Annotated in this window: 11 protein-coding genes; 3 read left to right on the forward strand and 8 right to left on the reverse strand. The window is 65.9% G+C overall.

The features are described from left to right. Together WBF82_RS00735 and WBF82_RS00740 are read right to left on the reverse strand one after the other, a co-directional pair. A partial coding sequence (locus tag WBF82_RS00735; protein WP_424381196.1) for a type I polyketide synthase occupies window positions 1-1,846 on the reverse strand: 1,846 nt, incomplete at its 3' end. A 232-nt stretch (window positions 1,847-2,078) separates the two neighbouring features. Beyond that, window positions 2,079-2,423 carry a hypothetical protein gene (locus WBF82_RS00740; RefSeq protein ID WP_424381197.1) on the reverse strand — a complete coding sequence of 115 codons (345 nt, stop codon included), beginning with the start codon at window positions 2,421-2,423 and terminating at the stop codon, window positions 2,079-2,081. A gap of 155 nt (window positions 2,424-2,578) precedes the next feature. Here WBF82_RS00740 and rbpA point away from each other — a divergent pair, with 155 nt between their 5' ends. Further along, window positions 2,579-2,917, forward strand: a complete 339-nt coding sequence (rbpA, locus tag WBF82_RS00745; RefSeq protein WP_424381198.1) for an RNA polymerase-binding protein RbpA — start codon at window positions 2,579-2,581, stop codon at window positions 2,915-2,917. Between the two features lie 13 nt (window positions 2,918-2,930). Here the strand turns inward: rbpA and WBF82_RS00750 are convergent, their stop codons facing one another. The 5 genes from WBF82_RS00750 to WBF82_RS00770 form a co-directional block, all read right to left on the reverse strand. Next, a complete protein-coding gene (locus WBF82_RS00750; protein ID WP_424381199.1) occupies window positions 2,931-4,109 on the reverse strand; it encodes a hypothetical protein in 1,179 nt (392 codons plus the stop codon). Window positions 4,110-4,231: 122 nt separating this feature from the next. Continuing rightward, window positions 4,232-5,029, reverse strand: coding sequence for a polyprenol monophosphomannose synthase (locus WBF82_RS00755; protein WP_424381200.1), 798 nt, complete (start codon window positions 5,027-5,029; stop codon window positions 4,232-4,234). After that, on the reverse strand, window positions 5,026-7,047 hold the full coding sequence (gene lnt, locus WBF82_RS00760; RefSeq protein WP_424381201.1) for an apolipoprotein N-acyltransferase: 2,022 nt from the start codon (window positions 7,045-7,047) through the stop codon (window positions 5,026-5,028). Before lnt ends, WBF82_RS00755 begins: the two co-directional genes overlap by 4 nt. Continuing rightward, window positions 7,040-8,581, reverse strand: coding sequence for an amidohydrolase (locus WBF82_RS00765; protein ID WP_424381206.1), 1,542 nt, complete (start codon window positions 8,579-8,581; stop codon window positions 7,040-7,042). Before WBF82_RS00765 ends, lnt begins: the two co-directional genes overlap by 8 nt. A gap of 84 nt (window positions 8,582-8,665) precedes the next feature. Further along, window positions 8,666-9,175 carry an FxsA family protein gene (locus WBF82_RS00770; protein ID WP_424381202.1) on the reverse strand — a complete coding sequence of 170 codons (510 nt, stop codon included), beginning with the start codon at window positions 9,173-9,175 and terminating at the stop codon, window positions 8,666-8,668. Between the two features lie 67 nt (window positions 9,176-9,242). On the opposite strand from WBF82_RS00770, the gene WBF82_RS00775 reads away from it, so the two are divergent. Next, entirely contained in the window at window positions 9,243-9,944 is a 702-nt protein-coding gene (locus WBF82_RS00775) for a dienelactone hydrolase family protein (RefSeq protein WP_424381203.1), read from the forward strand. A gap of 1 nt (window position 9,945) precedes the next feature. On the opposite strand, the gene WBF82_RS00780 is transcribed toward WBF82_RS00775, so the two are convergent. Further along, complete coding sequence (locus WBF82_RS00780) at window positions 9,946-10,329, reverse strand: PPOX class F420-dependent oxidoreductase (protein ID WP_424381204.1); 384 nt, start codon at window positions 10,327-10,329, stop codon at window positions 9,946-9,948. 77 nt (window positions 10,330-10,406) lie between these two features. Here WBF82_RS00780 and WBF82_RS00785 point away from each other — a divergent pair, with 77 nt between their 5' ends. Next, window positions 10,407-10,601: a hypothetical protein gene (locus WBF82_RS00785; protein WP_424381205.1), complete on the forward strand. Its 195-nt coding sequence runs from the start codon at window positions 10,407-10,409 to the stop codon at window positions 10,599-10,601. Window positions 10,602-10,936 lie beyond the last annotated feature (335 nt).

Genomic DNA, 10,936 nt, shown 5'->3' on the forward strand with positions numbered 1-10,936 from the left:
CGCGGACCACCCCCGGCGCGCCCGGCGCGCCGCGCAGCACGTCGAGGAGTGACCAGTCGACGAATTCGGCGAACACCTTTGCGCATTCGTTGATTTTCTCAGCGAAAACCGGTGCGGTGTCGAGCAATTCGATGCCCATACCGAGCCATTGGGAGCCTTGGCCGGGAAAGACGAACACGGTTTTACCCGTCGGTGTGACATGCCCCTGGATTACCGAGGCGCCCGGCAGTCCGTTCGCGAGTTCAGCCAAACCGTTGAGCAACTCCTGGCGCTCTGCGCCGAGCACCACCGCCCGATGCTCGAATTTCGACCGACCCGCCAATGACCAGCCCACGTCGGCGTCATCCAATTGCTCACGTGCGCCGAGGAATTCGCCCAGCCTTGTCGCCTGCGCCGATACCGCCGCCGCGGTCTTGGCCGAAATCACCCACGGGACGACCGGCGGCGCAATCCCCCGCTCGGCCGCCTCATCCACCGCGGGAGCGGCCTCGATGATCACATGCGCATTGGTGCCACTGATTCCAAACGACGACACCCCCGCCCGACGCACCCGACCCTCGGCCGGCCAGCGGTGCGCCTCGGTCAACAACTCCACCGACCCTGCCGACCAGTCCACGTGCGGGCTGGGCTCATCGACATGCAACGTCGCCGGCAACAGCTCGTGGCGCATCGCCTGCACCATCTTGATCACTCCGGCCACCCCCGCCGCGGCCTGCGTGTGACCCATATTCGACTTGATCGACCCCAACCACAGCGGTTCAACACGGTCTTGGCCATACGTCGCCAACAAAGCCTGGGCCTCGATCGGGTCGCCCAACGTGGTGCCGGTGCCGTGGGCCTCCACCACATCGACCTCGGGACCAGTAAGCCCCGCGTTGGCCAACGCCGCACGCACCACCCGCTGCTGGGAGGGCCCGTTGGGGGCTGTCAACCCGTTGGAGGCGCCGTCCTGATTGACCGCCGAACCGCGCACCACCGCCACCACCGGATGACCCAGCCGCTGGGCATCCGAGAGGCGTTCCACCACCAACATCGCGCCGCCCTCGGACCAGCCGACACCGTCGGCAGCTTGCGAGAACGGCTTGCATCGGCCGTCCGGCGACAAGCCGCGGTGCCGGCTGAATTCGACGAACACGGTCGGGGTGGCGTTCACGGTCGCACCGCCGGCCAGCGCCAGGTCGCACTCGCCCGACCGCAACGACTGCACCGCCATGTGCAGCGCCACCAGCGACGACGAACACGCGGTATCCACCGACACCGCCGGGCCCTCCAACCCCAGCACGTAGGCCACGCGGCCGGTCGCCACGCTCGACGTCATGCCGGTGAGCCGGTAGCCCTCGATGCCTTCGGCGAGCATGCCGTAGCCCTGAGCGATGATTCCGGCGAAAACGCCGGTTGCGCTACCTCGCAACGTGGTCGGGTCAACTCCAGCCCGCTCCAACGCCTCCCACGACAACTCCAACAGCATGCGGTGCTGCGGATCCGTCGCCAGCGCCTCGCTCGGCGCGACACCGAAGAATCCGGCGTCGAAACCCGCGACATCGTCAACGAAACCACCGGCACGCGCATACGACTTGTGCGGCACGTCGGGATCGGGATCGAACAAGCCGGCCAGATCCCAGCCGCGGTCGCTCGGAAACTCCGACATCACGTCGCGGCCTTGAGCCACCATGTCCCACAGGGTTTCTGGGGAATCCACCCCACCGGGGAAGCGGCAGGCCATCCCGACGATTGCGATCGGTTCGCTGGACCGTTCCAGCAGTGCACGGTTCTTTCGCTTGAGGCGGTCGACCTGGACCAGCGCTTTCCGCAATGCTTCAGTCGCATGCTGAAGTTGGTCAACCATGTCGCTACCCCTCGCCTAACTTAGGTGGTCGCTGGAGCGGAGAATGCGGCCCGGAGCGCAGCAGCCGGGTCAAACGCACCCGGCTTCATACCCGGAGAAGTGGCGCTGTGCACCGACTTGCTCGCCCGATTGGTGGCCTGGTTCCGCAGCCAATTCCGGCGTTGCACCAGCGATCCATGGCGGAACTGTACCCGTCAGCGGTTAGCCAAGGCTAAACGCGGGGCCTGCCCAGTCAGCGCCAGCCGTCGGCGGCCTGCGCGGCTTGCATCAGCGCATGGCACAGTTCGCGTAACTCGGTAGCCCCGGCCCCTTCGTCGAGCGCCGTCGCAACGTCTTCCGCGGCGCATCGCACCTGGTAGACCCGGTCTGACAGGTCAGCGGCCTCGACAGCGGACAGGACCACCGCGTCGGCAGGCAGCGACGCACCTCTAACCTCGGTGATGGAGGCTCGCTGCTCATAGGCCCGTTGCCGACACGATTGCCTGCAGTACTGGCGGCGACGGCCCAGGCCGCTGTCGAGCGAATCGATGGCACGTCCACACCAGCGGCACGGCTGCGGGCGGACGCGACGGCTCACGCGGCCGACTTTAGTCGGGGTTCTACTCCGATCCCGGTATCATGGATGGTCGAGTCGCGAACTTGTACGCGGAAACCCTGGGGAACTCTGCATACCGCCCCAAACGTTGTCTAGGGCGCTGGCTACTGAGAAGAGGTTAAGAGGAGTGGGTACCAATGGCTGATCGCGTCCTAAGAGGCAGTCGCCTTGGAGCCGTGAGTTACGAAACCGACCGCAATCACGACTTGGCGCCACGCCAGATCGCGCGGTATCGCACCGACAACGGCGAGGAATTCGATGTTCCGTTCGCTGACGACGCCGAGATCCCCGGCACCTGGCTGTGCCGTAACGGGATGGAGGGCACCCTGATCGAGGGTGACCTGCCGGAGCCGAAAAAGGTCAAGCCGCCCCGCACGCACTGGGACATGCTGCTGGAGCGCCGCTCGGTGGAGGAGCTCGACGAACTGCTCAAGGAGCGCCTGGACCTGATCAGGACACGCCGCCGCGGCAGCTGAGTTTGACCGCCGGTTAGAAATCGAAACCTGGCGGCGGCACCAGGCCATCTAACGGGAAGTACGTGCTGGGGTCGAAGGCGGCCGGATCGAACATTTGGACTTCGGGGACCGCCCATGCCGACACGTCATAATCGCCGGTCGGCGTAACTAACCAGGCGCCTACGGCATTGGTGTTGCCAGATTCGACCAGGTCGATGGTGTCGTAGCTGTAACCGTTGCCCAGGTTCTCAATGTCGATCACGCCGTGTTCGATGTTGGTGCCGGCAATGCTCGGCAGCAGGATCTGTTGATCAGAGAATCCGTCGAATAGCCCGTTGTACTGGACCTTGTCGATAACGTGGGTCGTCAGATCGGAAACGGTGAGCGGATTGGTGGTCAGGTTGAACGGCTGGCCATCCACCGTCACGTTTTTGGTGAAGAAACTTTCCACAAACGGCGCCATGTCGCTGGAATTGAAGTTGGCCGTCTGGCTGCCATAGGCGTCATTGGCAAGCACGTCGACGGTTTGATACGTGATATCAGGCTGCCCCACCAACATGACACCGAACGGATCGGACACCGGGTTGGTGTAGTTCAAGAGTTGGCTTTCCAGGTAGGCCTGACCGCCGTAGTCGCCGCCGTTCTCCCAGTGCGACACGTCGTAGGTGCCGCTCGGCGTCACCAAGAAGGCGCCGACGGCATGGTCGACGCCATTGCTATTGAGGCTCGTCGTACCGGGTCCGACCAAATCGATGTATTCATAGCCGTAGCCGTCACCCAAGCTGTGAATGCCGATGACACCGCTTTCGATGTTGGTGCCGGGGATGGCGGGAAGCAAAATCTGTTGTTGAGCGGCTCCGTTCGACTCCAGCTTGTCGATGACGTCGGTTTGCAGATTGTTGGCGATAAGCGGATTGGTCTCGAGGTTGAGCGGACGGCCATCCACTGTCACATTGTTGAGGAAGAACTGTTCCACGGACGGCGACAAGTTAGCCGAATCGAAGTTCAATGTCTGGTGGCCGTAGGCGATATCTTCAGTCGCGTTGCCAGTCTGGTAGGTGATATCCGGGTCACCCACGAAGGTCACGCCAAACGGATCAGGCACCGTGACAGCCGCGGCGTCGGGATCCGCTGCGGCGACGCCCATCGCCAGGGACGCGGCCGCCGCGACGCCCCCCGAGGCAAGAGTGACGGATGTGATGATGCGGTACATGGCTTCCCTCCCGCGGGCGTGGGCATGGGCGTGGGGGTGGGTCGGCCGCCGGCGCCAACCCAATCGTCAACGGAGGCTACGGGATCAGATCAGGTTTATCTCAGTATTCGCTCAGTAGTCGGCTAGCTCACAGGTTGACCCGACACCGCGCGGTTGCGATGCAACCGGCCGCGGATGCCCCACTGGGCGACTTTGACCAGCGCTTCGCGGATATTGGATCCGCTCATCTTGGACACCCCGAGCTCACGCTCGGTGAACGTGATGGGCACCTCGACGACGGTGAAGCCGTTGCTGATCGCCCGCCAGGTCAGATCGATCTGGAAGCAGTAACCCTTGGAGTCGACGGCATCCAGGTCGATCTTTTGCAGAACGTCCCGACGGTAGGCCCGGTAACCGGCGGTGATGTCGTGAATGCCGATGCCCAGGGCGAGCCGCGCGTAGGTGTTGGCCGTCCAGGACAACGCCCAGCGCCGCCATGGCCAGTTCTGCACATTCCCGCCGGCGATGTAGCGCGAACCAATGGCCAGGTCGGCTCCGGCATCGACGGCTCCGAGTAGTAGGTGCAGTTGTTCGGGCGCGTGACTGCCGTCGGCGTCCATCTCGACCAGCGTGGTGTATTGCCGGCTGAGCCCCCAGGCGAACCCGGCCAGGTACGCCGCGCCCAGACCATCCTTGGCGGTGCGGTGCATGACATGGACCCGGTCCGGGTCCGCCGCGGCCAGCTCGTCGGCGAGCTGTCCGGTGCCGTCGGGGCTGCTGTCGTCCACGACCAGAACATGCACCTCGGGACGAGCCTGGTGCAGTCGCCGCATGATCAGCGGGAGGTTCTCCCGCTCGTTATAGGTGGGAATGATCACCAGGGTGCGCAGAGTGGGGCGATCGCCCGCAGCGCCCTGCGGCACCGAATCACCGGTGGTCATGTGTCTCCTTCTTCTGGCCCATGCCGGGCTGAGTGCCGACCGCCTTCGTCGAGCGCAGCGTCGTCGCCGTACTCGTCGAGCTCGCCGTCAGCTACCTCGTCGTCGCCGAGCAGGTCGTCGTCGAATTTTTCCTTTGCTGGCCTGAAGTTCTTTGCCAGCTCTGACCGACGACGGTTGATCTCTGTGAACCATCCATTGTGCAGCATTGCAGCGAGCAGGACGGCAACAGCTGTCACGATGAGGCTTCCCTGCACGGCCGGGCCCCACTTGGCGGCCGGCGTCAATGTTGTCTTGCGGCGTACCTGGTTGGCCAGGTACGCCGGCTCGAAGAAGCTGGTCCGGGCCAGCTCGCGGCCGTCGGGTGTGACCAGCGCGGAGATTCCCACGTTGCTGGCGACCACGGCGTAGCGGTCGAGCTCAACGGCGCGAACCTTGGAGAAGGCCAGCTGTTGCTCGCTCATGGTCTGGTTGAAGTTGGCGTTATTCGCGGGCACCGCGAGCACCTCGGCGCCGTTGCGGACCGAGTCGCGCAACGCGCGGTTGAAAATCACTTCCCAGCAGGTCGCGACGCCCACCGGAACACCAGCGGCGCGCACCACGCCGGTGCCGGTACCCGGGACGATATAACCGGCCCAGTCAGCGAGCCCGGACAGATGCCGGAAGAAGCCCCGCCAGGGCAGGTATTCCCCGAACGGTTGCACGATCCGCTTGTCGTGCCGGTCGGCGGGTCCTGTCTTCGGGTTCCAGACGATCACCGTGTTCGTTTGCGCCGGGGCATTGGACGGCCGGCCCGCGATGTCAAGCACCGTACCAACCAGGATGGGCGCGCCGATCGCCTCGACGGCCGCTGAGATCTGCTGCGCTGCATCGGGATTGCGCAGCGGATCGACTTCCGACGCGTCCTCGGGCCACACCACGAAGTCAGGTTGAGGCGCGCGCCCGGCATGCACGTCGTCGGCCAGCTGGCGGGTCTCCCGGACATCGTTGGCCAACACCGCAAGACGCTGCGCGTTGAACTCCAGGCCGAGCCGCGGCACGTTGCCCTGAACCACCGCAGCGGTGACGACGGGTTCGTTGCCCGATCCGGTGCCGGAATGGCGGACCTGCGGCCAAATTGCGGCGGTGGCGAAGAACACCAGGCAGATGCAGATCGCCGGCAGCATCACCGCCGGTGGCGATTCGGCCGCCTGCGCGCGGGAGGCCCGTAGCCACGACGCGATCTCGAATGCGATCGCGGTGGCGCTGCAACTGATCAGCACGATCGCCAACGACAGCAGTGGAACGCCGCCCAGCCGGACCAAGGGCAAAAACGGGCCATCGGTCTGACCGGCAGCCACCACGCCCCACGGAAATCCCCCAAATGGGATCGTCGACTTCAACCATTCCTGTGCTGCCCACAACACCGCGAACCAGATCGGCCAGCCGGGAAGGTGGCGCACCACGACGGCCAGCAGACCGAAAATCCCCGGAAACAGCGAGCACAACAGCACCAGCGCCAGTAGGGGTACGGCGCCGACGAGGAGGCTGACCCAGCGGATTAGCGGCAGGTAGAACGCCAGGCCGAAGAGGAAGCCGTAACCGAATCCGCCCAGCGGTGTGGTGGCCGGGCGGGTCAGCACCCAGGCCAGCACAGCAAACGCGAGGATGGCCGCCCACCACCAGTTGAACCCGGGGTAGCTCGAGCAGAGCAGCAGACCGGCGAGGATCGCGGCGCTAAGCCGTGTCAAGCGTGGCTGCAGCGCTGTGCCGAATTGCGGCAACCGAGTCCGCAGCTGGTTGCCCAGCCATGCCAGCATCACACCGCCGAGCTGGACCAGTCGCTGGCCCAGCTGCGACGCTAGTTCAGCGACTCGGTTGCCGTTCGGTTCGAGATCGGCCTCGGTGTCGTCGTCGTCATCCTCATCGTCGTCGTACTGGGCGGGGATTACGCCGGTGTCATCGTCTTCGACCGCCGGGATGACCTCTGTGTCCTCGCCGGGCCGCATCCGGCGGTCAAACCGCCTGAGGCGCTTAGCCATATATGACGGCACCCCTGTGCACGGTTTGCCGACAGCGGGGCAATGCATCGGTCGGGCCCAGCCGCGGCAAGGCGGGCACCCTTGAGCGCGGATCGGTCGACCACCGCTGCACGGCGTCGCTAGGCGCGCTGGCTTCGAGCTCGCTGAGGTCTCCGATGTCCCAGACGGCATAGGACGCGGGTGCGCCCGGAACCAAGGTGCCCGTCAGCCCGTCTCGGACGCCGCCGGCGCGCCAGCCACCGCGGGTGGCCGCGGCAAATGCCGCCCGCATGGAGACCGAACTGCCCGGTGTGTGATGGTTGGCAGCTGCGCGGACCGTCGCCCAGGGGTCGAGGCCGGTTACCGGGGCGTCGGATCCGAACGCGAGGGCCACGCCTTGGGATGCTAACAGCGCAAATGGGTTAAGAAGCCCTGCTCGGTCGACACCGAGACGGCGGGTATACATGCCGTCAGCGCCGCCCCAGAGCGCGTCGAAATTGGGCTGCATGCTGGCCATGACGCCCCACACGCCCAGCTTGGTTGCCTGATCTGCGGTGACCATCTCCAAGTGCTCCAAGCGGTGGCCGCAACGGGCCAGCGCGGCCACACCGAGGTCGTCGACCACACGCTCGAAAGCGGTGACGACCGCGGCGACCGCGGCATCACCGATAACGTGGAAACCCGCCGTCACACCGGCTTCGGTACAGGCCCGCACGTGCGTGGCGATGACCTCGGGATCCAGGTAGCAGCTCCCCTCGCGATCCGAGGCATCGGCGTAGGGCTCATGCAGCCAGGCGGTGCGTGAGCCGAGAGCGCCGTCGACGAACAGGTCACCGGCCAACCCGGCGGCACCGGTGTCCTCGACGAGCGCGAGCGCCTGTGCTGCGCTGGTCACCGCTTCGCCCCAGTAGCCGGTCACCTGAACGCCATGGTTGATTGCACACAGTTCCCGCCAGTCGTCCAGTCCGCCTATCTCGGGGCCGGCGCATTCGTGGACCGCGACGATCCCGTGGCCGGCGGCGGCGTCGAGCGCGGCCAGTCGGGCCTCGGTGCGTTGGGAATCCGTCAACAGCTCTCTGGCGGCGGCGCGCACCAGGTGATGGGCGTCGCCGACTAGCGGCCGCTGTTCGGCAAATCCGATCGCCGACGGCAGTCCTGGGCCCAGCTTGCGCAGGCCGGTCGAGGCCAGCGCCGAGTGCACATCGACGCGGGCCAGGTAGGCGGGCCGATCACCCAGCACTGCGTCGAGGTCGGCGGTGCTCGGTGCGCCATTCTCCGGCCACGAGGTTTCATCCCAACCGTGACCCCAGACCGGCTGGCCGGGATGCGCGGCGGCGTAGTCGGCGATGAGCTGCAGGCAATGGCGCTGCGACGTCGAAGCCCGCAGATCCAGCCCGGTCAGCGAAAAACCGGTGGCGGTGAGATGAATGTGGCTGTCGACGAAACCCGGCGCGACGAAGCCGCCGTCGAGATCGACCACCTCAGCATCGGGAAACTGGCCGCGGCCGACGTCGTCGCTACCCAGCCACGCCACTACTCCGTTGCGGAGCGCCATCGCGGTCGCATCGGGATGAGTCGGGCTGTGCACCCTGCCGTTCACCAACAGCGTGGTGGGGACGTTCGTCACGCTGTATAGCGTCTACTTGGGCTCGCCCGGCAAGGCCGGCGGGTCGACCACTGTGACGTCGGCGACGTCAGTGACGTCGATGACCTCGCCGTCGATGTAATCCGGCCGGGGACGTGGCGCCGAGGTGTATCGGTCGGCGCCGACCGTGGCGACGGTAATCAGCGGCACACGGCGGCCGATACCGCGAACAGCCAGCGCGGTCAGCACCGGCCGGGCGACGGCCCGGGTCGGCGGTAACAGGAGCAGCAGCCCCGCAGCGGTGGTGACCAGCCCGGGAACCACCACCAGCACCGTGCCGAGCGCAACCAGTGCGCCGTCGCCGGCCGCGCGGGACTGTTGGGTGGTCAGCCCGGATCGCAACCGCGTGAGCTGGCGCTTCAGTTGCGAACCCGCCAACGTCATTCCGGCGACGAAGGCGGCCAGCAACAGCAGCAGGGTCCAGCCCAGCCCGATGGTCGAGGCCAACGCGACCACCACCGCGAGTTCGACGACGGCATAGAGCACAAAGAGTCGCGACACCATGAGATGGCAACGTCGCGGGCGGGCGCGGGAGTTCCGCCGACCGCCGCAGCACGGTTAGATGGCTGTGGTGACGACAATCGAGATCGATACCCCGGCCGGACCCATCGATGCGCTGCTCGACGTCCCCGACGGGCAGGGGCCCTGGCCGGGCGTGGTGGTGATTCACGACGCGATGGGTTACGGACCGGACAAGCAGTCGATTAACAGCCATATCGCCGCGGCGGGTTACGTCGCGCTGACCCCGAACATGTTCGCGCGGGGTGGCTGGGCGCGATGCGTCACCAAAGTCATGCGGGACCTACTGACCAAACGCGGACGCGCTCTGGATGACGTGTTGGCGGCCCGTGACCATTTGCTGGCGCTACCGGAATGCACCGGCCGCGTGGGCATCGCGGGGTTCTGCATGGGCGGTGGGTTCTCATTGGTCATGTCGCCCAAGGGTTTTGCCGCCTCGGCACCGTTTTACGGCACTCCCCTGCCCCGCGAGCTCAGCGAAACGCTGGGCGGGGCCTGCCCGATCGTGGCCAGCTTCGGCGGCCGTGATCCGCTAGGCGTCGGCGCGCCCAAAAAGCTGCAACGGGTGCTCGACCAAAAAGGCATCACCAACGACGTCAAGGTCTATCCGGGTGCCGGGCACAGCTTCGCCAACAAGCTGCCCGCCCAGCCGCTGCTCCGGATTGCCGGATTCGGCTACAGCCAGGCCGCCACCGAGGATGCGTGGGCGCGGGTCTTCGCATTCTTCGGCGAACACCTGCGAGAGCCCGCGTAAATCAGTTCGCCGGGCGCAGTTCCAAGCCGACGTTGTTCTGCATGCCGCCGCGCAACCTGCTGAAAAAGTTGAAGACCCGACCGATCACCCCGTACTCGCGGGCGATCGCGTCGTAAACGGCAGCCGTGTGGGATTTGTCGAGGATGGTCGCGGTCGCCTCGAGCGGTTCGCTTTTCGGGCGACCGCGGATATCGCACACGGCCAGCGTGACCCGCGGGGTATTGCGGATTCGCTTCACCTTCCACGCCTTCCCCTCGCTGATGACCAGCAGGCGGTCGCCTTCGGAGGCGGCCCAGACCGGAGTCGGCTTGGGCCGGCCGTCTTTGGTGAACGTCGTCAGCAGAACGTATTGCGCGTTGGCGACGTCGGCGAAACTTGGGGGCACCGCGTCAGTCTAAAGGTCTTCCGGGTGCAGATAGCCGATGATCGATTTGCCGAACCGCGCAGCAATTCATCGTTTGCGTGTGCCACATCTCTGTTGCCGCGGCCTGCGTGTCGGCGTACGGCCAGTCGGGCAACTGGGTGGCGTCATCGCCACTGCGCGGCGTCCAGGAGATCGGTGCACCGTGCCCGCCCGGCCAGGACGCCGCAGCACAGTCTCCCGACGGACGGGGACTGATGTGCGTGCTCAACCAAGGGTGGCAGCCGGGTCCCTAGGCCGGTCCGCCGTACTGCCAGACGAAGTCATGAGTGCCGGTCATCATCGGGTTGCACCACATCGGCTTCCCCTGGGCATCCGTCGTTGTTGCGTGCAATGCCGAGCAGGGATCGCCCGGCGCTGGCGGATCGGCCTGCGCTACCCCGCCTGCGAGGACTAAACCGATTGGTACAACAGCTATCACAATCGCGGCGCTGACTACGCGACGAGCATTCATGGCCGATACCCTCCTTTTCGGGCTCTGAGGTGCGCGATCGACGGTAGCTGGTGTTCGAATGCCATCGCGGCGAAATGGCATGTCTGCAGCACCGGCAGCGCCCCGAGGTTCTTCGAG

This window comes from Mycobacterium sp. (assembly GCF_049673265.1).
Classification (GTDB): domain Bacteria; phylum Actinomycetota; class Actinomycetes; order Mycobacteriales; family Mycobacteriaceae; genus Mycobacterium.

What these genes read in the sequence shown, in the direction of transcription:
- rbpA (WP_424381198.1), top strand. Translation starts at nt 2,579, where the DNA reads ATGGCTGATCGCGTCCTAAGAGGCAGTCGCCTTGGAGCCGTGAGTTAC.
- WBF82_RS00770 (WP_424381202.1), bottom strand. Translation starts at nt 9,175, where the DNA reads ATGGTGTCGCGACTCTTTGTGCTCTATGCCGTCGTCGAACTCGCGGTG.
- lnt (WP_424381201.1), bottom strand. Translation starts at nt 7,047, where the DNA reads ATGGCTAAGCGCCTCAGGCGGTTTGACCGCCGGATGCGGCCCGGCGAG.
- WBF82_RS00755 (WP_424381200.1), bottom strand. Translation starts at nt 5,029, where the DNA reads ATGACCACCGGTGATTCGGTGCCGCAGGGCGCTGCGGGCGATCGCCCC.
- WBF82_RS00765 (WP_424381206.1), bottom strand. Translation starts at nt 8,581, where the DNA reads ATGGCGCTCCGCAACGGAGTAGTGGCGTGGCTGGGTAGCGACGACGTC.
- WBF82_RS00750 (WP_424381199.1), bottom strand. Translation starts at nt 4,109, where the DNA reads ATGTACCGCATCATCACATCCGTCACTCTTGCCTCGGGGGGCGTCGCG.